General features: G+C 52.6%; 18 protein-coding genes and 3 pseudogenes. 4 read left to right on the forward strand and 17 right to left on the reverse strand.

The window, feature by feature from the left end:
* A pseudogene (locus CIK94_RS14825) lies at nt 1-103 on the forward strand (DDE transposase); the annotation flags it as partial.
* A gap of 105 nt (nt 104-208) precedes the next feature.
* Here the strand turns inward: CIK94_RS14825 and CIK94_RS14830 are convergent.
* The 3 genes and pseudogenes from CIK94_RS14830 to tnpB all read right to left on the reverse strand — a co-directional run bounded on the left by CIK94_RS14830 (nt 209) and on the right by tnpB (nt 1,710).
* A complete protein-coding gene (locus CIK94_RS14830; RefSeq protein ID WP_256388344.1) occupies nt 209-373 on the reverse strand; it encodes a transposase domain-containing protein in 165 nt (54 codons plus the stop codon).
* Nucleotides 359-1,522, reverse strand: a pseudogene (locus CIK94_RS13515) (IS66 family transposase); the annotation flags it as partial. The pseudogene CIK94_RS13515 and the gene CIK94_RS14830, both read right to left, overlap by 15 nt.
* Complete coding sequence (gene tnpB / locus CIK94_RS14980; RefSeq protein ID WP_094423346.1) at nt 1,498-1,710, reverse strand: IS66 family insertion sequence element accessory protein TnpB; 213 nt, start codon at nt 1,708-1,710, stop codon at nt 1,498-1,500. The gene tnpB and the pseudogene CIK94_RS13515, both read right to left, overlap by 25 nt.
* A 142-nt stretch (nt 1,711-1,852) precedes the next feature.
* Here tnpB and CIK94_RS14910 point away from each other — a divergent pair, with 142 nt between their 5' ends.
* Nucleotides 1,853-1,987: a hypothetical protein gene (locus CIK94_RS14910; RefSeq protein WP_256388342.1), complete on the forward strand. Its 135-nt coding sequence runs from the start codon at nt 1,853-1,855 to the stop codon at nt 1,985-1,987.
* 173 nt (nt 1,988-2,160) lie between these two features.
* Here CIK94_RS14910 and CIK94_RS13525 read toward each other — a convergent pair whose 3' ends face one another.
* Entirely contained in the window at nt 2,161-2,520 is a 360-nt protein-coding gene (locus tag CIK94_RS13525) for an outer membrane beta-barrel protein (protein WP_254046229.1), read from the reverse strand.
* Between the two features lie 558 nt (nt 2,521-3,078).
* Between CIK94_RS13525 and CIK94_RS13535 the strand changes: the two genes are divergently transcribed.
* Nucleotides 3,079-3,456, forward strand: a complete 378-nt coding sequence (locus CIK94_RS13535) for a YccF domain-containing protein (protein ID WP_094423348.1) — start codon at nt 3,079-3,081, stop codon at nt 3,454-3,456.
* Between the two features lie 112 nt (nt 3,457-3,568).
* Here CIK94_RS13535 and CIK94_RS13540 read toward each other — a convergent pair whose 3' ends face one another.
* From CIK94_RS13540 to CIK94_RS13595, 13 genes and pseudogenes are all read right to left on the reverse strand, one after another.
* Nucleotides 3,569-4,000, reverse strand: a complete 432-nt coding sequence (locus CIK94_RS13540) for a DUF2752 domain-containing protein (protein WP_094423349.1) — start codon at nt 3,998-4,000, stop codon at nt 3,569-3,571.
* A complete protein-coding gene (locus tag CIK94_RS13545; RefSeq protein WP_254046230.1) occupies nt 3,963-4,190 on the reverse strand; it encodes a TM2 domain-containing protein in 228 nt (75 codons plus the stop codon). The genes CIK94_RS13540 and CIK94_RS13545 overlap by 38 nt, the downstream gene beginning before the upstream one ends.
* Before the next feature lie 310 nt (nt 4,191-4,500).
* Entirely contained in the window at nt 4,501-6,366 is a 1,866-nt protein-coding gene (gene glmS / locus CIK94_RS13550; protein ID WP_094423350.1) for a glutamine--fructose-6-phosphate transaminase (isomerizing), read from the reverse strand.
* 487 nt (nt 6,367-6,853) lie between these two features.
* Complete coding sequence (locus CIK94_RS14525) at nt 6,854-7,141, reverse strand: hypothetical protein (protein WP_158216589.1); 288 nt, start codon at nt 7,139-7,141, stop codon at nt 6,854-6,856.
* Between the two features lie 60 nt (nt 7,142-7,201).
* A complete protein-coding gene (locus CIK94_RS13565) occupies nt 7,202-10,021 on the reverse strand; it encodes a pitrilysin family protein (protein ID WP_094423352.1) in 2,820 nt (939 codons plus the stop codon).
* A 12-nt stretch (nt 10,022-10,033) separates the two neighbouring features.
* Nucleotides 10,034-11,749: an SBBP repeat-containing protein gene (locus CIK94_RS13570; protein ID WP_094423353.1), complete on the reverse strand. Its 1,716-nt coding sequence runs from the start codon at nt 11,747-11,749 to the stop codon at nt 10,034-10,036.
* Between the two features lie 50 nt (nt 11,750-11,799).
* On the reverse strand, nt 11,800-13,353 hold the full coding sequence (locus CIK94_RS13575; RefSeq protein WP_094423354.1) for a DUF6850 family outer membrane beta-barrel protein: 1,554 nt from the start codon (nt 13,351-13,353) through the stop codon (nt 11,800-11,802).
* 3 nt (nt 13,354-13,356) lie between these two features.
* A complete protein-coding gene (locus tag CIK94_RS13580) occupies nt 13,357-14,655 on the reverse strand; it encodes a DUF4876 domain-containing protein (protein ID WP_094423355.1) in 1,299 nt (432 codons plus the stop codon).
* 27 nt (nt 14,656-14,682) lie between these two features.
* Entirely contained in the window at nt 14,683-17,451 is a 2,769-nt protein-coding gene (locus tag CIK94_RS13585; RefSeq protein WP_254046231.1) for a TonB-dependent receptor plug domain-containing protein, read from the reverse strand.
* A gap of 289 nt (nt 17,452-17,740) precedes the next feature.
* Complete coding sequence (locus CIK94_RS14915) at nt 17,741-17,872, reverse strand: hypothetical protein (RefSeq protein WP_256388343.1); 132 nt, start codon at nt 17,870-17,872, stop codon at nt 17,741-17,743.
* Between the two features lie 176 nt (nt 17,873-18,048).
* A pseudogene (locus CIK94_RS14985) lies at nt 18,049-18,198 on the reverse strand (hypothetical protein); the annotation flags it as partial.
* Nucleotides 18,199-18,340: 142 nt separating this feature from the next.
* On the reverse strand, nt 18,341-18,937 hold the full coding sequence (locus CIK94_RS13590; RefSeq protein WP_094423356.1) for a hypothetical protein: 597 nt from the start codon (nt 18,935-18,937) through the stop codon (nt 18,341-18,343).
* Nucleotides 18,934-19,437 (reverse strand): hypothetical protein, encoded by a 504-nt coding sequence (locus CIK94_RS13595; protein ID WP_094423392.1) that lies wholly within the window; start codon nt 19,435-19,437, stop codon nt 18,934-18,936. Before CIK94_RS13595 ends, CIK94_RS13590 begins: the two co-directional genes overlap by 4 nt.
* Nucleotides 19,438-19,595: 158 nt before the next feature.
* On the opposite strand from CIK94_RS13595, the gene CIK94_RS13600 reads away from it, so the two are divergent.
* A complete protein-coding gene (locus tag CIK94_RS13600) occupies nt 19,596-20,495 on the forward strand; it encodes a YafY family protein (protein ID WP_094423357.1) in 900 nt (299 codons plus the stop codon).

Raw genomic sequence — 20,495 nt, forward strand, 5'->3', positions numbered from 1 at the left:
TGCTGAATCATTCAATGCTAAAATAAAGGCGTTTAGAGCTGCTTTAAGAGGAGTAACGGATATAAAGTTCTTTCTTTTCAGACTTACAAAACTATATGCCTAATCCCCTTGGTTTATCGGGTGAGCCGTGATGTAACCATCCGAAACAAGCCGTATTGCTTTGAATAAAAAAACTCGCGAAGTTCTATTCGCGAGTTTTTCTGTAGTTCTAAGGAAGCATTTGTGTTATCTGTTCGGCCGTGGTGTCGTCGTGGAGCGACTGCAACACATGGGTGAGCCATTGAAGTGAATTGACACCTACGATTTCGCAGCTCTCTATCAGCGAATAGATGATGGCGTTGTCAACGGTTCCGCTATCGCTTTTGCTTAACAGGTAGTTCTTGCAGCCCATCACTGACGGACGCTGGTTGCGCTCCACGGAATTGTTGTCAATATGGTAACGGCTATCAAGAGCATAGCGACGCAGGCGGGGCCATAACTTATAGGCGTAGTCGAGTGCCTTGCTCACGGGGTCGGATGGGGTTCATTTCGTATGTTCGCTCTCCATCCATTTTTCTATGGCATCCATTATCGGCAATGCCTTGGCCTGACGCTCGGCGGCTATTTCCTCATACGTGGCTCCTTTCGCCTTCAGGTTTGCCTCGAGGTCATAGAGCAGATCCAGCCATTTTACCGCCCGCACGGCCAGTTCGGGATATGATGCCTGGGCGTCGGTGAATTTACGGCGCACGTGAGACATGCAACCCAGAAGGGTCACATTGTCCAGTAACTCAAAATAATCATATACGCCGTATCCCTCGGTCTGTATTGCACCACGGAAATCGCGCAGCTCAGCACGTGGGACTGTCCCCGCACGCGAACCGTTCACATAAAGGAAATAGAGGCCGTGGCTCTGCGGGCGGTTGTCGAGAAACTGCCACGCATATCCCTTGCGGCTCTTGCCTGGAGAATCGGCTATGCGCCACGGGGTCTCGTCTATCTGTAGATAATCACTGTTACGGACATCGTCGCGCAAAGCCTCGTAAACAGGTTCCAGTCTGGAGGGCACGGCATGCACCCAGCCGTTCAGCGTGGAGGTGGGGAGTTTCAGTCCGAGTTCGACATGCTGCCTGACCTGGCCGTATTCGGGCAGATGGTATCGGTATTTGTCTATCACTATCTGCGTGAGCATGTCGGCGCCGACATGGTTGCTGCCGATGACCGCATGAGGTGCCTTGGCCTGGTATATGCGCGGATTGGGCGAATCCTTGTCGGCTTTCATGCGCAATAAGGGGCGCTCTATGATTTCAACCCATACCTTTGCCGGTTCGCGATGGAGTATGCGGGAAACATCCTTGTCGTTGATGTCGCATTCGCCAGCAGCCACACCTTCCGGCATCATGACGGTTGTGCGTTCCTCAAGTCCTGCGTACCGGTAGCTCGAAGGACGCGACGGAGTCCTCTTTGCGCGTGTCCTACGTTTGCGGTTTTCGGCCTCTATCTCTTTGGCCATTGCCTCTATCTTGGCCGCCTTTTCGTCCATCGCCTCTTTGATATGCGAGGATGGAAACGGCCCTGCTCCAAATGTTTGTAGTACATCACATAACCTCTACGTTCCCAATGGAGCAACTTCATGGTCGTGCGAGACTTGCCCACAAATACATACACGTCACCATTAGCCGGTTCCAGACCCACTTTCCGGACCTGTCCACACATACCATTCACTCCCATGCGTTAGATATGCGTAACCATTCAAAGCAATACGGCTTGTTTCGGATTGTTGCCAAATAAATATCTGAAAGCCTTTGTTTTAGTCAAAAAAAGAACGTAATTTTGCAGTGATAAGGCATTTATTGTATATAGATTATGATTTATGATAGTAAGCGAGAATAGAATTGACGAAATAATAACAAGCGGCATTAATGAAGAGCTACGTAAAGTTATAGATGAATCTATAGTTCATTCAAATTGTTATGGTGTACCAAAAGATTTGCTTGAGTATAGATAACAGAAATAGTCTTATTAATATGAAGGGAATATATTGGAAAGGCATTAAGCAACGGATAGGGAAATTCCTGGATAAGGTGTACGACTGTATACTTATCTTTACAGACTGGTTGGGGTAGGCTCGCGAAGTAATGATTACGGTTTGTTGGTGTGTAGGAAAATGGTCGCGTATGCCTATAATCTGTTCAATACATTATCCACATCCTTGACTTTATTCTTACGTGACGTTTTGTAGATATTGTATCTCAAGTAGATAGAACAGAAGCGCGAGTCCACATTGTTCTTTTGTTTGTTGTTTATGTTGTAGTACCTGACTTCCCAATCAGAGTACTCTTTACGGAACAAGTCATGACAAGCTATATTCAGCTGTAATGTCTTGTCCAGGAAACTGAAGGTAATGCCAGCGCTGGCGCACAATGACGGGTATTGTCTGCAAACAGCGTCTTCTGTCTTGCTTGTATAATTCATCTTCAGATAGAAGTTTACATTCTCCTCTATGCGATAGTTGTAATTTGCTGATACATAGATAGACATTATAATTTCCGTCGTATTAATAATCCAACTTATTTGCTTTATCTTTATTAGAGGTTTTGACAGCCTGGTCATCATTCGAAGACTTGTAAATGTAGTCAAGATTCAGTTCCAAATGACCATCTTTCGTCAGAGGGAGATTGTAGAATAGATTCAACAGATTGTTCTTTATAGTATGATGCTATCTATTATGCCCAGACTATTGTATGATCCTTTGCAGCATGCCTGTTTGGGATGTTTTGGCAACCAAGGATGCAGGTTGTTTGATGTCGGCCTGGCCGATTTTCCTCATGCTGTTTGCCCGTCCATATCCCTGTGGATAGTTGTTGTCAGGAGCGTGATTATTTCTGCATTTGCGGTTACCTCTGATGTGCTGTTTCTTCCTTCTGAGCATCAAAAAGTATGCAGAAGTTGTGTGTAATATTCAAAAAAGCCGTATCTTTGCCCTTGGTGATTATCACCAGCAATCTGTTGTCTCATCGTGCTTCGCTCTGCATATCTTATTCAGGCGGCAGGGTTGGGGATGCGTCCATTAACTTAATAACTGAAATAAATAGGAATATGAAAACGTTTGCTAACATTGTATGGTTGTTGTGTGGCGGCCTTGAGGCAGCCTTTGGCTATTTTACGGGTAGTCTGGCTTTGGCCATTACTGTCATCGGCATCCCTTTTGCGATGCAGGCGTTCAAGATTGGGCTGCTTTGCCTTTGGCCGTTTGGTGCCAGAGTCATTCCCACGGAAAGCCCCACTGGTTGCCTCCGCGTTTTTATGAATTTCATTTGGTTCATGTGTGGAGGTATCTTTGCCTGGCTCATGCACGCAATTTTCGGATTGTTCCTTTATATTACCATTATTGGCATCCCCTGGGGCAAGCAGCATTTCAAGATGGCAGGGCTGGCCCTTGCGCCGTTTGGCAAAGACGTTGAACTTGATTATTAAGGGCTCGTTGCCCGTCAAATACCGTTTAGGGCTGAATTCCATACGTGGAATCCAGCCCTAAACGGTTTTCATCCCCATCGCCTTACCCGCCATCAGCCCCTTCATCCACGCCTCATATACCGCAACCGTAGTTGTGTGCCATAATAGCCAACTCGAAGAGCAGGATGAGCGAGATGACGAGTCGCTTGTGCAGCAGATGCTCTATTTTCTGATATGTTTGATGCAGACAGGCAGTGCCTCTTGCCATGTCGGCAACCAGCAGGATGGGGAATATGATGATGCCTACCATGCATATTATCACATTGGGATTCATCTTGATGGCGTCTGCCCAGTGGCCATGTATCACCAGCAGCGTGGCACGGGTCATGCCGCAGCCTGGGCACGGGATGTGGTAGATTAATTTTGAGGGGCAAACGACCAAGCCGCTTTGCCCCTCAGTGCAGTATGCCACCATCATCCATGCACATGCGATGGCGTAGATGATGGTCGACAGGATATAGAATTTCTTAAAAGAGCAGAGGTTCGAGCTTTTTGAGGTTTTCATTACGAGTAGCCCCTAAAATAAAAAACCAATCGAGGAGATACCAGATTCCGACTCCGCTGCAAGTAAGCAGCTTGGCAACTCCCAAGCCGATATGACCGATATAGAAGCGGTCAATGCCGTAACATCCCAGGAAGATGGACAAGACGAGGGCGACCGTGGGGCTCTTGAATTGCAGGCTGCTGATTGGCACTCACCTGGAGTCGTCCAGCTCGAGCAGCCTGGTGCGAATAAAGGAAATCTTCTCTTCGGAAAAATACTTGCCATTGGCCATGATAAACATGTCTACTTTCTGTGCATCCATAATGGTTTGTGTTGTTTATAATTCATTTGGTTATTTTCTGCCGTAAAGTTAATACTTTTTTAGCAATCAGGGAGCGATTTGTTCAAAAAGTGACGCTCTTGGTGGGAAAAAAACACTTTTTCGGAGCCGTCTGCATCGATTCCGTAACTGAACTCCATCCCTTGATGACCGCCGTGGGCAGTCCTGTCATAGACTCCGTTTACTCCACGGTCACACTCTTTGCCAGGTTTCTTGGCATATCCACATCCAGACCTTTGTCCACCGCCACGTAGTAGGCGAGGAGCTGCAGCGGAACCACGCTCAGCAGTGGTATCAGTGCATTCAGGGTCTTGGGGATTTCTATCTCGTTGTCGGCGATGTTCTTCACCAGCTCGTCGCCTTCGGTAACAATTGCGAGGATGCGGCCGTTTCTTGATTTCACTTCCTGCATGTTAGAGATTATCTTCTCATAGAGCTGGTGATGGGTGGCGATGAAGACGATGGGCATATCTTGGTCTACCAAGGCGATAGGGCCGTGTTTCATCTCGGCGGCGGGGTAACCTTCAGCATGGATATAGCTGATTTCCTTCAGCTTCAATGCGCCCTCTAGAGCCACCGGGAAGTTCATGCCACGCCCCAGGTAGAGGAAGTTGTGGGCGTAGGTAAACATCAGAGCCAACGACTTTATCATTGGCGCCTGCTCCAGCACCTTCTCCATCTTCTGCGGTATCTCCGAGAGTTCCTCTATCATCTCATGGTAGTCGGCGTCGTCGAGCGTGCCTTGCTCGTGTCCCAGGGCCAGTGCGAGCAGCGTGAGCACGGTCACCTGCCCCGTGAAAGCCTTGGTGCTTGCCACGCCTATCTCTGGGCCCACATGGATGTAGACGCCGGTGTCGGTCTCGCGGGCTATAGATGAGCCCACTGCATTGACGATGCCGAAAATCAGAGCCCCCTTTTCCTTGGCCAGTTTTATGGCTGCCAGCGTGTCGGCGGTCTCGCCGCTCTGGCTGATGGCTATCACCACATCTTCGGGCTCTATCACGGGGTCCACGTATCTGAACTCGCTGGCGTAAGCCACCTCCACGCGCTTGCGACACATCTTCTCGATGAGTTGCTTGCCTATGAGTCCGGCGTGCCAGCTCGTTCCGCAGGCTACGATGATGAGGTGCTTGGCGTTTACCAGCCGGTCGCGATAGTCTCTGAGCGCCGAGAGCACGATATGGTTGTTTTCCGGATGCTCCTTGTCCACGATGAGCCTTCCGCTCATACAGTCCTTCAGGCAGTTGGGCTGGTCATAGATTTCCTTCAGCATGTAGTGGTCAAAGCCGCCCTTGCTGAGTTTGCTGATGTCCAGGTCCACGGTCTTGATGGTATAGCTGCACGAGGCATGTTCGAGGTTGATGATGTTCAGTTCCTCTCCCACTCTGATGTCGGCTATCTCTCCATCTTCGAGATACACCACCTTGTTGGTGTGCTCCACGATGGGGGTGGCGTCACTGGCGATATAGAAGTCCTTGTTGTCCTTGCCCACGCCCACCACCAGCGGACTTGACTGTCGGGCAGCCACGATATGCCCCGGGTCCTTCTTTTCCATCACGGTTATGGCGTAGGCGCCGATGGCATCGTTCAGCGCCTGACATACGGCAGAGACCAAATCCTTGCCGTTCTGCTGGTAGTAATGGTCGATGAGTTGCACCAGCACCTCGGTATCTGTAGAGCTCTTGAACGTATAGCCCTTGTCTGCGAGTTGCTCTTTCAGCACCTGGTAGTTCTCGATGATGCCGTTATGCACCAACGCCAGCTCTCCACTCATGCTCACATGAGGGTGGGCATTGGCTGCCGACGGCTCTCCATGGGTTGCCCAGCGCGTGTGGGCTATACCTATGTGGCCGCTGCAGTCCTTGTCAGCTGCCAATGCTTCCAGATTACTTACTTTTCCTTTAGTCTTATACACATTGAGGTTATCCTGATTGCCAATCAGCGCCACTCCCGCGCTGTCGTATCCACGATACTCCAGTCTCTTCAAGCCCTCGATGAGGACGGGGAAGGCGTCAGACTGACCTATATATCCTACTATTCCACACATGTTTCTACTTGTTATAATTATTATTGGTTCTTCTATGGTCATCATTCTCGTTGTCACCCGTTAAGCCAAGTGACACTCACGTCGAGATGTCAACTTGCCCTAATCTCATTATCTTCTGCTGTCTGCTTGTTCATATTGGATAAAAGTTTATTTGGTCTACGAATACTGGTTGTATGCAGATTATTGTACCCTGTATCATCTGCTTTGCCACGGCCTTTTGCCACGGCTCAGCCGATGTCTTCACTTTTTTCGGCTGTAAAGGTAATACTTTTTTGACAATAATGAATAGATTCGTAGGAAAAATGAAGAAAAAACAGAAAATAGTTAGCGTTTTGCTGACAATGCTTACGAAGTGGTAGTAAATGAACAATGGTTGACAAGGCCACTATGGCGACCTTGCCAACCATTGATATAAGTATTTTCACCATCGTTGTCGGCTCGTATCGTTTGATGCGTGAGCGCGTGCCTTACGATGCGTGCTCCCGTGTCATTCGATACGTGTCCACGTGCCTATTGATACGAGCCGCCAATGATGGTTGCAGCTTCGGCAGATGCGGTCATTTCCATCAGTCGATATCACTGGCACACTCCGCTTCGCGGTCAGCGCTTTTGCAGAGGTATGCTCCACGCTTGCAGAGGTACCCTCCACGCTTGCAGAGGTACCCTCCACGCTTGCAGAGGTACCCTCCACGCTTGCAGAGGTACCCTCCACGCTTGCAGAGGTACCCTCCACGCTTGTAGAGGTACCCTCCACGCTTGCAGAGGTACCCTCCACGCTTGTAGAGGTACCCTCCTTGCTTGCAGAGATGGTCAGCAGCCTGGCTGTTGCCCGTTGCTATTCCGAGCACATGGTCACCTCTATGCGGTGGTTCTGCTTCAGTAGCGTCTGCGCCATCTGCTGCACATCGTGGGCCGTGATGCTGTCTACCATCTGGCAGTAGCCCGTGTCAAAGTCGGCCTCGTCGTCTATCTGGTGCCAGATGATGTAGCTCCAGTAGTCGTTGGTCATGGCGTTCTGCGCATACTGCTTCTTCAGATACTGCTTTACCTTGTCCATCGACGATGCTATGGGTCCGTCGGTGGCCATGTGCTGCAGCTGTCGGTACACGATAGGGTTGAGTTCGTCATAGCGGGTGGGGTCGGTCTTATAGCTTATGCGCAGCAGGGCATTGGGCTCTTCGTCCTTGTCCAGCTCAAAGCTCACGCCGATACCATAGGTGCCTCCCTTGTCCTCGCGCACCGAGTCGGTATAGGCTATCTGCAGACAGCGCTGCATGATGTCGAGCGTCAGGTCGGCACGGGGCGAGAAGTCTATGTCTGCTGTGTACATGATGTTGACCTGGGTCACTGGCGTAGCCATCTTGCGGCCAAACTTCACCACCTTGTTTTCCTTCACCATACGTGGCAGACGGCTCTTGTCGGCCTTCTCGCCCTTGTGGGTGGCGGGCAGCGCTGCCAGATAGCGGCAGAGCAGCGGGCGCAGACTGTCTATGCTCACATTGCCTATGATGACCGTCTTGAACGCCGATGCGTCGGCAAACCGCTCACGATATATCTCCATGATGCGGCCATAGTCGGCGCGGTCTACCATCTGCCGTGTGGCAGGCGCCGTGCGCGGGTTGTTGCCATAGAGCACCGCGCTCAGACTGTCGTTGTATACCACCTTCGGACTGGCACTGCGATTGGTCAGAAACGACCGCGTGCGGTTTCTCAGTCCTTCAAATGCCACCGAGTCGCGTCTTGGGGCTGTGAAGTAGAGATAGGTGAGTTGCAGCATCGTCTCCAGGTCTTTCACCGACGATGTCGCCGTGATGCGCTGTGACGACTGGCCTATCGCGGGTGCCACCTTCACCGACTTGCCCGTAAGCGCCTTGCGCAGTTGGGTGCTTGTCATGCTGCCCACGCCACCCTCGGTGATGGCACTTGCCAGGAGCGCGAAGTTGGGGATGTCGGCGTCGGGGTAGAGCGATGTTCCGCCTTCGCCCTTGACGGTCATGGTCACCACGTCGGCCTGATAGTCGGTGGGCTTGACATACACCTCCATCCCGTTGCTCAGCGTGAGCCGCGTCATGCCCCACTTGCCCGTAGCCTCTTCCTTCACTATTGTGCCCGGAGTGGGCATCTTGTCCATGATGGCTGTCGCGGTGTGGGCGTCTACGTGGGCGTCATACTGCCGGCGCTGCGCCTCGGCGATGGTCTCTTCTATCTCTGCCTCGGAGGGCAGCAGCACCTCCTTGCGGTCGGGGCCGTAGAGCACGAAGACCTGGTTGCGGTCGGTGATGATGGTGCCGATATGGCTGTTTATGTCCTTGAGGGTTACCTCTTGGTCCATCTTCTGCATCAACTCATAACTGTAGGCGGGCGAGAGTATCGGTTCGCCGTCGAGAAAGTTGTTTACACACTGCTTGACCAGACTACTGTTGCGGCGGTCGCCCTCCATCTTCATGCGCCGTTGGGCTGCGTTGAGATAGATGGCCTTTGCCCTTGCCAGTTCGTCGGCAGTAAATCCGTGCTGGCACACTCTCTCTACCTCAGCCACAGCCGCTGCGATGCCACCCAGTATGTTGTCCTGCTTGCAGCTTATGCTGAGGCTGAAGGCGTCGCTGGTGCCCGATACGAAGAACATTCCGTCGCGCACCGTGCTGCTCATATAGGGCGGGTTGACGGTCTCCTTGCCCTTGTCTGCCAGTCGGCTGTTGAGCATGCTGACGATGAGCCCCTCCATATATCCGTCGCGCTGATAGTCCATGGTGGTCTTCTCTGCGCGGGGCGTTGCTGCGCGCTTCATGTAGAGATGCCCCAGCGCGATGGGCTGCTCGCGGTCTTTCTCTATCGCCACTATCATGCGGTCGCTGCTGTTTACGGGGTAGTAGATGCGCTCTGCCGGGTTCTTGGCGGCGGGAATTTTGCCAAAGAGCCGTTTGATTTTGGCTTCCATGCGATCTACATCTATGTCGCCCACCACAATCACCGCCTGGAGGTCGGGCCTGTACCACTTGTCATAATAGTCGCGCAGGTCCCGATAGGGAAAATTGCTGACGATGTCCATATTGCCTATAGGCATGCAGTCCTCGTACTTGGAGCCGCGGTATATCTTGGGCATCACGCGCTCCATGAGCCGCTGCATCGCCATGCCCGAGCGCCGGTTGCGCCACTCTTCGCGTATCACGCCACGCTCCTTGTCTATCTCCTTGTCCTCGAGCAGTATGTAGTGGCTCCAGTCGTTGAGCACCAGCAGACAAGAGTCTACGATGCCCTCACGGCCGATGGGGGCAGCCCCTATGTGGTAGACGGTCTGGTCTACCGAGGTGTAGGCATTGAGATTGGCTCCGAATTTCACACCTATAGACTCGCACCAGGGCACTATGCCCAGCCGTTTGCCCTTGCCGGGGAAGTGCTTGGTACCATTAAACGCCATGTGCTCCAGAAAATGAGCCAGACCACGCTGGCGGGGTTCCTCGAGAATGCTGCCCACCCGCTGGGCGATATAGAAATCGGCCAGTCCGGGCTCCTTGGCGTTGTGGCGTATGTAGTAGGTGAGTCCGTTCTTCAACTTACCCGTGCGCACGGCATCGTCCTGCTTCACCGTCTGTGCCGACAGCGCGGCAGGGAGCATGAGGGTGATGGCCAGGAGTGATAACAGTTGTCTCTTCATGGCGGGTCGTGGTTAGGGGATGGTCACTTTCTTGTTGCCGATGACATAGACGCCCTGGGCGAGTCCGCCTACCGCCTTGTCATAACTCTGGGCACTCTTTACCAGCCGTCCGTCGAGCGTGTAGACATCTGTCTTGCCCTTCTGGCTCTCGGCGGTGGTCGTGCCGATGCCTACCGATGTGCCAGCCAGTTTGTAGCTGTAGTATATCATCGCCCAGTTCTTGTTGCCGGTGTATGAGTAATCGGTGCCATAGAGCGTCGCGGTGTTTCTGCCTCGGTTGGCCACTACCATGTTCTCACCGTCTATGATTGGAGTGCAGCCGGCAGCCACTACACCATACTTGCACAGCGTGATGCCGGTACCCAGTGAGAGTGTGGCGGCATCTACAGGCACCAGCAGAGCACCACCGGTCATGTCATAGCCGAAGGCATACATCGTGGAGCCGTTGAGATAGACGCCATAGAACTTGCCTATGCCGCCATCCAGGCGTATGGCGCTCTTGACCACCTCGCCTGTGGCTGGGTCCATCTTGAGGATGTAGCCCTTGTGCTGTCCCTTGCTGTTCTCGTAGAGTCCGGTGAGTCCGCCCATAGACGAACCGGTGAAGTATACATATCCGTCTATCCACTGGCAGCCGTTGTTATGTATGGTCTTCTTGCTGCCCACGGGGGTGATGGTCTTGACATAGCCCACGCTGAGGTCGGCAGCGCTGACCGATGCCAGCAGGAGGTTCTCGCAGTCGTTGGTGACGCTTACAGCCTTGCCGCCCAGCGTCAGTTCGTTGCCTGCCTTACCCTTTATGCGTCCGTTGAAGTAGAGGTTGCCGTCGGCATAGACCACCTTGTCCAGGAACGCGCTGGCGGCGATGCCCTCTGCGGTAAGGCTCTTGACAAAGTAGCCGTCCTTGTCTAACTTGGCAAGGAAAAGGTCGCCCACCACACCCTGAGAGTCACCATCCCATTCGGTAGAGTTCTTTGCGGTGAGTGTCTCTACGGTTCCGTCGGTCTTCTTCAGATACATCTCGGTGCGGAAGTTACCGGTGAGATAGATGCCACCATCCTCGTCGACAGCCACGCCATAGACCGACATGTTGTCCTTGGTGAATCCCTTCTTGCGCTTCTCTACCTTGCCCGCAATGAGGCGCGACCACTCCAGGCTGCCGTTTTCGGCTATCTTGAGCACCAGGTAGCGGTACTCGCCGCTGACATTGCCCATGTCCTTGATGGTGGTCACATGGCCCGTGGGGTCTACATATTCTACCAGGTTGTCATAGCCTGCCTCTGCCACCCATGCGCGGGTCTTGAGCACAGCCAGCAGTCCGCCGTCCTTGGTAGGGACGATGTGCGACTTGTCGTGCGCGATGTCGCCTTTGCGCGTATAGGCGTTCCAGACGATAGATCCGGCGTTGCTCACCTTCTGCAGAAACATGTTGCCATTTTTGCTGGTGCCCGTGTAAGGACTACCCACGATGGCGGCGCCGTCGGCGCCAGTGACCTGTTCGCCGTCAAACCAGAGGTTGACCTGTGAGGCCCCGGAGTTGGTGCCCCATGTGGTAGCCACATAGTAGTCGCCGCCCGAGGCTTTGACCATACCGATGATGTTGTCGCCAGCCGATGTGGCGCCGTCTACGGTGTGTGCCCAGTTGAAGGTCACTGCAGGCTGGGTCTCTGCCAGCGATACGGTGGCGAGCATGAAACATGCTGCCAGAAAGAGTGTAATTTTCTTCATACTTGTTTGTGTTTTGGTTTTTATTTGTCTATGTTGTCATTGTCATTCTGTTAGAAATATATGCCCGCAGCCAGGGTCAAGCCCATGCCGTGAGCGGTCAGCGCATAGCGGCTGTAGCGCCAGTCGGCGCGCACAAAGGGGTGGAAGCGCGGGCTGGCCTTATAGGAGGTCTCGATGGCGGCGCCGGTAGACCAGGCGGGGTGGGCGAGGGTCTCATAGGCGTGCATCACCGGCGTAGCCATGGTGCCCTCGATGTGGTCGGCGTGGGCGTCGGTATGCCATGTCCGCGAGGCGGTGGCCTGGAGGCGAGTAAGCATGTGGCGAGACTCTACCGCGGCAGTGAGCGTCAGTGCCGACTGCCATGACCTTACCCGCAACTGCCGATAAGGTTCGGCATATTCCTCATGGTAGTCGCAGTAGGCGGTACCCGCCTGCAGCGCCCAGTAGCCCCGGCGGCTGGCTATGGGCAGCGCGTGCTGCCAGAACGCGTCGGCACCTATGCGCAGGGTGGTGAGGCGGTACATCTCGGCAATGGCTATCTGCGGGTAGATATTGTCTTGAGCCGTGCCGAAGATGTGCTCGAAGCCCTGACGCCGCTGCCACTCCTCGCTGAGCCGCAAGCCCAGCGTGTGGCGCCCCACTGTCGACAGCCATCCCGCCGTGGCGTCCTGCCGATGCAGCCGCAGCGTGGCGAGAGGCAGCTGGTTGAGCGAAGAGATAATCTTCTCAATCTCTGTAAACTCATAGCCCGCCTGGGCGAAGGCGCCACGCTGGCTGTCGCGTCGCTGGCGGTAGCTGAGCATGCCCCCTAAAGAGTGGCCTTGATAGTAGGTAGAGGTGTTGGCTCCCCTGAAACGGTAGTAGTCGTTGCCCATGCCCGTGAGGTGATAGATGGTGGGCATGCTCACCTCGTTGTAGAGTTTCACCTCGTTGGTCTGCTTGTAGCGTCGGGCGCTCACAGCCATGCCCATGACGCCGGTGCCCACCTGGGTCGAGACGCCCACCCGAGCCATCAGGTTGCCCGAGAGGTTCTTGGGGCGTGGGTCGCGGGTGCGGAACTCCATCCGGGCGGTGTATTCGCCCTCGGCAGCGATGTTCCATCGGCCCAAAGGATAGGAGAAACCACCCATAAAGTGGTAATACTCACCATGCGTGTTGCCCCCCACGGTGTCGGCCATCAGGTAGGGGTAGAGCAGCTGGTAGTCTGTGGTCTCGCTGAAGCGTACGTTGCGCGTGGTGCCGTTGCGATAAGCCGCATTGCCCCACAGCGTGGCTTTGCCCTTGTGCAGATAGGCGTCGATGCAGCCGTAACCCGTGCTGCTGCCCGTGCCGTCTTCGAGTCGCGCGGGGCGTGAAGCCTTGCTGTAGTCCATGCCTGCCTGCAGCCTGTTGATAGAGGCGCTGTAGCGGTAGCTCTGCATGGCTGGGTTGAGGTAGAGCGCGGCACCGAAATCGGCCGACGGCATCTGCGTCTGCCACATACGTGCCGACAGCGAGGTGCGGGAGCTGTCATTCTGCTGTGCCGTGAGGGTGGCGGGCACTGCCATGAGCATGGCTGTGGCAAGGAGCGCCGTCAGGGAGGTGGTAGAGGTATCGTGTTTCATCTTCTACTGCTTGGGAGTTATGCCATCATAGGTCACAGTGGTCGCCTTGGTACCAGCGGCGTCGATGGCGGTATGCTGCAGCTCGACGATAGAGGGTATGCACTCGGTGTTGAAGTCCTCGGTCGAGTTGTTGGTGTCCAGCAGGTGCATGGTGCCGTCGGCGTTGAGATACTGGAGCTTCCGGCGCACGCTGCGGAAGTATCGGGTCTCGTCCTTGTCAATCTTGCCGCAGTGGGTCCAGCCTGCGTCGACCGATGGGGGCAGTATATTCCACAGGCGCTTGGCCTCGATGCTGCAGTTGACCCCGTCGACAATCCACGCGTTGGGCATCTTGTACGCATCCTGCTGCATGGGGAACGTGCCGGCAGGCAGATACATCGTATAATAATAGGTATACTTGTAGTCCTTAAGGTACTGCGCCTTGTCGATAGGAATACGCGCCAGGGCGTAGGAGGTAAATCCTCGGTTGTGCAACACGTAGAACGACTCGGTATAACAATACCACTTGTCGAGATTGGGCACTGTCTCGCTGTCGATGTCCATGTGTTCGGGGTGGGTGGAAACGTCGTACCACTCAAAGTCGGCGGCGCTCAGGTCAAAGGAGTTGGGGTTGGCGTTGCGGTGGTCTATGCCCGTGTCGCAGAGCAGCAGCGAGTGGCCAGGCTGCACGGGGTGGTCGGTACCGCTGCCGGGTATCACGTAGAGCGACCAGATGGTCATGGTGTCCTTGCGTATGTCGGGGGTGTACTCGAAATACTGGGTAGACTTGAACTTCGACTCGCAGAAAGCCAGTCCGTCGGCATAGAGCACGTGGTCGGTGTTGTTGTAAATCTTGATGTAGCTGTCGCCATAATACTGCAGTCCAGAACTGCGCAGCGTGCCGGCGAAGAATATCTCCTCGATGATGAAGTCGTCGTTGTCGGCCGACAGAAACGTCTCTATCTGCACCTGTCGGCTGCTCCCGGTAATCTGTACGTTTTCAGCCTTGCCGGTAAGTCGGCCTTTGGCCTGCGCCGTCTCGTTGTTGGCGTTGTGGGCGGTATAGGTGATGTCGGCAGAGTAGACCATGTCGTAGAGCCCCTCGGCGAGGGTGATGCCCTCGGTCGACGACAGGGTGGTGATGACGCCGGTGGTGAGGTTGGTAATCTTTATCTGCTGGCTGGTGATTTGCATGCCGCTTATCCCCACGGGCGGCGTAACGGCAATCTGCGTGGCGGTGTGGCGGGTGCTGCCTGTCTCCAGGTCGGAGCATGCTGCCAGCACGCTCAGCGCCATGATGTAGAGTATAAGTCTTGTTTTCATATTCCTGTTTGCTGTTAGGGTTGTCTGTTATAGGCTCAAGCCCGCCTCGACTCCGAAGTAGGGTGAGGCATTGCGCCTGATGGTGCGCCCATTGGCGGTGTAGTCGGGCAGATAGTCCAATATCTTGTTGGCGAAGAACGACAGGCGCATCATGCGGCCTATCTCCTTGGTCACCTTCAGATTGACGATGGCCGACATGGGCACCGTGAACGGTCGGAAGAGGTCGGCGTTGTAGTTGCGGGTGAGTTGGGAGAGTCGGGGGTCGTTGAGGCTCTCCGTGGTGTAGGGATGCAGTTGGCCGTCGCTGGCTGCGATGTAGGCCATGGGCGTGCCGTTTTTCCACATCTGGCGGGTGTGTATCATCCACATGCACTGCACCGAGGTGGTGAATATCAGCCGCCACTCGGGTATCTGCGTATCAAAGGTCACATTGGTGTTGACGCGGTCGTTGAGCCTTCCGTCGTTCCAGTCGTAAAGCCCCACATACTGCTCGCGCACCGGCTGGTTGTCTATCACTGTGCTCACGGCGTCGAACATGGGTTGGCTGTTGGTGTAGAGCGTACGAAACCACGCTCCGGTGACATTGATACGGGTGCGCAGAGCATGGATGCGCTGCGAGGTGAAGGCCAGTTCTATGCCCTGCTTCACCAGTCGGCTGCCGTTGCCCGCCTTCTGATAGCCGTCAAGCACCTGCCGCTCTGTGTAGGGCAGCGAGTGATAGTCGCGGCCTGCCTGCATCTGGCTCACATCGTAAGCCCTGTAGGCATAGGAACCATAGATGGCGGCATATCTGAACCCGTCGTTCATCGTCTCCCTGAAATAGTCTATCGACAGCGTATTGTCGTGCCAGTCGAGGTCTACTCTCACCTCCCACTTGTGGTTGCGGGCAGGAGAGAGGTGGTAGTTGGTGGGGTCCTGGATGTAGGTGTGTACCACAAAACAGCTGTTCTGTGCCGGTGAAGACGCGTCGTAATACGCCAGAGATATGAAATTGCTGTAGTAACGGTCGGGGTAAAGATAGTTGAGGGTAGGCATCTTGGTGGTGATGCCATATCCGGCGTTGAGGGAGATGGCCATAGGTTCGCCGCCCACCGTCAGCTTGGGCAGATGCCAGCCCATATTGATGCGCGGGTCGGCATATATGCGTCCGCTCATGTCGTATCGGCTGGCCAGCCCAGGCATCATTGCCAGTCGCAGTCCTGCCATGAGGTCTATGGTGCTCCTGCCCAGGCTCCAGCGCATCTGCTCTTCGCCGAAGGCAGACAGATTCTGCAGCGAAGGGATGTCCTTGTATCGGCGTGGGCGTGAACTCCAACCCGTGACGCTCAGCGGGCGGTGCATGTCGTAGACCTGTCCGCGCCCGAAGTTCTTGGCGATGTCCCAGTTGAGGCCCAACTTGAGGGTGTGGGTGGCTCTGCCGGTCTTGAAGCCCATCACCCCTTTGGCCTTGACATACGCGCTGAACGGTTTGCCGTCGCAGAGATAGTGGGCGATGTACTCGGCAAAGACCGCCTGGGCTTCGTTCTCACCGTCGGTCCATGACAGCGGCACTATGCCATAACGCTGCGGAGCCACGAGGCGTGTCTGTCGGAGCCGATCGGTCTGAAGGCTCACCATAGAGTTGACTGCCACTTCGCTCCACACCGACTTGCGGGGTTTCAGCATGAAGTTGTTGGTCATCGCGATGCGGTTGTACGACGAGCGGTATTCGTCTATGTGTCCGTAGTTGAGGTCGGGGTCGGCCTTGGCATTGTCAAACGATCCCTGATAGTCCAGCGCCGAGTTCCAACTCCATGAGTATGCCTTCCTGTCGGCCTTGAGGGTGTATCTCAGTGACGCCGTCAGACGCTTGTAGTTTTCCAGGTTGTCTGTAGGGTCGGTCTTGGAGTCGAGGTAGCCTAAGTCCATGTTGAGAAGCGACGTTCCCCGCCGGTTGAGGTTGACTCCCTTGCCAGCCGAGAAGAGCTTGCTGTAGCCATCGGCCTTGAAGCGCACCGTCAGCGGCATGGCGCGTCGTATCTTGCGTATGCTGACCAGTCCACTGGTGAGGTTGCCATACTCTGCAGAGGGTATTCCGCGCATCACCTCTACGCTCTCGATGTCGTCGGTAGAGATGGCGCGCATGTCTACACCACTGTTGGTGATGTTGCGGCTGCCCTCTGCCGATGACGACGAGGAGGAAGACTGCGTGCCGCCCAAGGGCGAGTATTGGAGGTTGGCATCGGTCATCAGCGGTACGCCGTCGATGACAAACTGAGTGCCCAGCGAGGTGATGGAGTAGTTGTTGTTTCTCGTCTCCGAACCATAGGCGCCCATCGTGCCGGTCTCGCGGAGCGTGATGAGATTGGCCTGACCCATGTTGGGGTCCTTGGCATATCCACCGGGCAACAGCTCCATCAGGTCGGCTATGCTGTTGGGCTGGAGATGCCTCATGGCGTCGCGGCCGATAACCGACGAGGTCGTCTGTCCCTGTCCGGTGCGCGCCGTCACAACCACCTCGCCCAGGGTGCTTATGTCCTCGGTCATCCTGTAGACTCCCTGTCGGGTGGCGGTCACGGTGAGCGTCTTATACCCTAAAATGGTGATGCGTATCTTCGTGCCCACCATCCGCTGGGGAAGTTCAAACCGTCCGTCGGCGTCGGTGATGGTCTGCCATTTACCTTGCGCCACGGCGCTCACCACCGCCCCCGCCAAGGGGTCGCCCGAGCGGCTGTCGATGACGACCGACGCTACATTCTGCGCCCATGTCAGGGTGGCGCACATCATCCATAATAGCAGCGTGGAGTATATTCTCATGCTTGTCTTAACCTCTAATAATTAACTAAATGCAAAGTTATTGCAATCAGCATGCTGCGGCAATACCCAAAAATAGGTATTTTCATCGCCTCGTCCATCGTGCTGGGAAGCAGGGGTATCAGGTCGGTCGGCATGACCATTAAGCAAGCAAGAGAATATGGATAGGAATGGCGACTTTTTATAAAACATTTGGTAACTATATACTTTTAACCCCCGAAAGGTATATAGTCCACATTGTACGGATAGTCAAATCAATTCCTAATAATGTCTTTCTCGTATTGTCTCTCTTTTATTCTATTTCAATCAGTATTGCCGTATGGTTGTCATCACATTGCTTTCGGCTGATGCTGTCAAACTCATCGAGAATTTCTTCCAATGGCTTGTCGTCAAACATCCCTGCTTGCAGAATGTCGGATGCCATGCTTTTGTACAAACCATCAGAACAGAGTAAGAACCTGTCTCCTTTTTTGAATGGTGAACTGCCTGATGTTGGGAACAACGACTTCGGGTGGTAGCTAAAGAAACAGCGTGACACAATTTCCCACCCGAAGTCGATACGTACATGAATTTCAGTTTGGTAAAGCAACCCTCACTTTGTCTTTGCAGATAGCAACGGCTGTCGCCCACATGTGCTATTGTCGCCTTGTCAACTTCAATGCTAACCATAACCATCGTTGAACCCTTCGCTACATAACTGAGGTCATAGGATTTCTGTTTGATGGCATTATATGCCTTTTTGCCCACCATAGCGACTTTTGTCTCACAGTATATAGTGACTGTATAATCCAACTAATATCTTGAAATGGCGTCGCAGACTTTCTCTCTTGCCACCTCGCCAAAGGAATGACCTCCCATGCCGTCACATACTATGCCCATGAAGCGATTGTGCTCAGGCTGTGGCAGATAGCGAATTTGTTCTCCAATTTTCAAAATCTTCAGGCATGTGGGCCTTAATGTATGCCAACTTGTAACAGAGCAATGCTCTATTCCTGAAGAATTTGCGATTGCTTAGAGATTTCGAGCGAAGTTCTATCTCTTGAAGAACAATCTTTATTGCCATATTATAGTTCTCTTTCTCCTCATCAGAAAGAGAAGCTATGTAATCAAGAATCTCTTCTTTCTGCTCTTTCCATAACAACATGCCATGCGTGTCGCCAAGAATTTCCTTTATTTTTGGAATCTCTGTAAATCGTGGATATGTGAAAGGCTTGATCTTCTTAATCTTGATGTAGGTGTAGATATAAGGATTGATTGCCAAACCATGACTCATGGCAATGGTAGCTGTCAACTCATCGAAGTTTTTCGGCTTAATCTGAAGGAGGTCATACTTATCCCAGTCAGACTCCATTATGAAGATGCCATCTGTATCTGCTCTCTGAAACAAATCGTATGTAGGTTGGTCATCCAAAGGCAGGTTGTCTAAGTTGATTTTGTCGGCAAAGAAGGCGAGCATTTGCTCCGCCTTATTTTCAGTCATTCTGTTCATGCTCTTGCTCTTTCAATAATTACGTATATCTTGCTGAGTTTCACTATTGGGCGACCGAGGTAGGTTGATGTGTTGTAACCATTTGCTTTTGTCCAGTCAACAACTGCATTACAAGCATCCTCTGGATAATACATCGTCAGAATTTTCTTGTCAATCAGCTCTCGCCAAGTGACAGGCATAGCCATTCTGTCTAATGATGGGATGCTTGCAATGTGCAAGGCAATAGCTGTGACACTTGTACAGAAGTCACCATTCTCAGGTGTTGGTAGAACTTGCAGGTCTTTCTTTACTCCATCAACCAAACTTTTCAAGTCGAGGATGTCTTGTGTGAGGTCTAACTCCGCAATGAAGTTGATTTCTGCATCTGCAAGTTTATTGAAGAGGTCATTTTCCTCGCGCCCCATCATCTTAAGTCCAAAGTGAGTCTGGAATCTCAATGATTCAACAGCATTCTTCTTAGCAAGTTCTTGCTTGCGGTTTTGATTCTTCTTTTCCGTCATATTGATTTTATTATAGATAATTCTATATTCTACTATACGATAAGAAATTCTCAAAATCGGGTGTATTGTCACTTTCTCTGCAATAATTCCGCAGTAGTTATGCACTTTTTTCGTAATTCTGCCGTTATTATTATAAATATGTATCAAATTCATAAAGCATGATAAGCAAAACATACCTTAGATACATTTGGTTGTTAGATACAATCAATAAAGCCCCATTTCCCCTTACTTATGAAGATATAGTGAAGGTGTGGGAAAGTTCACCATATGCCTACATGGGAGGTTTACCTATTCGAACTTTCCATGAACATCGCAAAGGAATTGAAGAGATGTTCGGTGTCACTATAGCATGTGATAAATCTAAATGTACATACTACATCCAGAACAAAGATGTCTTGAATCAAAATCCTTATGCAGAACTATTGTTGCGAAAATATAGTGTGCCACAAGATTTTTCAACTTTCAGTATGATGCGCGACCGCATATTGCTGGAGGAAATTCCTCATGGTACGGCATACTTTGACGATGTCGTTGAATCTATGAGGACTAATACGGTACTTATCATTGACTATCAGCGTTATGAAGGTAGAAGAGAAACTCTCTCAATGCACCCTTATAGCATGAAGGTATATAACCGAAGGTGGTATATTCTTGGATATATCAAAGAGAAAAACAGTATAAGACATCTGGCATTAGATAGAATCCTGGATTTACACACGACACCTATAAGGTTTGAGTTCCCCAAGGACTTTAACCCACGCAAATACTATGATAATGTAGTAGGAATCTATGTGGACGAGAACTTACCAGTAGTAGATCTAAAGATAAGGGTGTATGGCGTGCAGATGGAGTATATAAGAATGCTTCCGCTGCATAAGTCTCAAAGCGAAGGAAAATCTCGTTATGGGGAGTTTGCCGAGTTTGCCTATAGAGTATGTCTCACACCTGAACTGAAGTCAAAGATACTTGCCCTTGGTCCTGATGTAGAGGTCCTGGAGCCTGCTGAGTATAGGGAGGAGATAAAGGAAGCGATAAATTTAACTTTAAATAGATATTGA

Origin of the sequence: Prevotella sp. P4-51, assembly GCF_002251455.1 — a bacterium.
Classification (GTDB): domain Bacteria; phylum Bacteroidota; class Bacteroidia; order Bacteroidales; family Bacteroidaceae; genus Prevotella.

Excerpts from the sequence above, each read along its gene's own strand:
- tnpB (WP_094423346.1), bottom strand. The coding sequence starts at position 1,710 with ATGGGAGTGAATGGTATGTGTGGACAGGTCCGGAAAGTGGGTCTGGAA.
- CIK94_RS14910 (WP_256388342.1), top strand. The coding sequence starts at position 1,853 with ATGATAGTAAGCGAGAATAGAATTGACGAAATAATAACAAGCGGCATT.
- CIK94_RS13525 (WP_254046229.1), bottom strand. The coding sequence starts at position 2,520 with ATGTCTATCTATGTATCAGCAAATTACAACTATCGCATAGAGGAGAAT.
- CIK94_RS13535 (WP_094423348.1), top strand. The coding sequence starts at position 3,079 with ATGAAAACGTTTGCTAACATTGTATGGTTGTTGTGTGGCGGCCTTGAG.
- CIK94_RS13540 (WP_094423349.1), bottom strand. The coding sequence starts at position 4,000 with ATGAAAACCTCAAAAAGCTCGAACCTCTGCTCTTTTAAGAAATTCTAT.
- glmS (WP_094423350.1), bottom strand. The coding sequence starts at position 6,366 with ATGTGTGGAATAGTAGGATATATAGGTCAGTCTGACGCCTTCCCCGTC.
- CIK94_RS13565 (WP_094423352.1), bottom strand. The coding sequence starts at position 10,021 with ATGAAGAGACAACTGTTATCACTCCTGGCCATCACCCTCATGCTCCCT.
- CIK94_RS13570 (WP_094423353.1), bottom strand. The coding sequence starts at position 11,749 with ATGAAGAAAATTACACTCTTTCTGGCAGCATGTTTCATGCTCGCCACC.
- CIK94_RS13575 (WP_094423354.1), bottom strand. The coding sequence starts at position 13,353 with ATGAAACACGATACCTCTACCACCTCCCTGACGGCGCTCCTTGCCACA.
- CIK94_RS13580 (WP_094423355.1), bottom strand. The coding sequence starts at position 14,655 with ATGAAAACAAGACTTATACTCTACATCATGGCGCTGAGCGTGCTGGCA.
- CIK94_RS13585 (WP_254046231.1), bottom strand. The coding sequence starts at position 17,451 with ATGAGAATATACTCCACGCTGCTATTATGGATGATGTGCGCCACCCTG.
- CIK94_RS14915 (WP_256388343.1), bottom strand. The coding sequence starts at position 17,872 with ATGGCATCCGACATTCTGCAAGCAGGGATGTTTGACGACAAGCCATTG.
- CIK94_RS13590 (WP_094423356.1), bottom strand. The coding sequence starts at position 18,937 with ATGAACAGAATGACTGAAAATAAGGCGGAGCAAATGCTCGCCTTCTTT.
- CIK94_RS13595 (WP_094423392.1), bottom strand. The coding sequence starts at position 19,437 with ATGACGGAAAAGAAGAATCAAAACCGCAAGCAAGAACTTGCTAAGAAG.
- CIK94_RS13600 (WP_094423357.1), top strand. The coding sequence starts at position 19,596 with ATGATAAGCAAAACATACCTTAGATACATTTGGTTGTTAGATACAATC.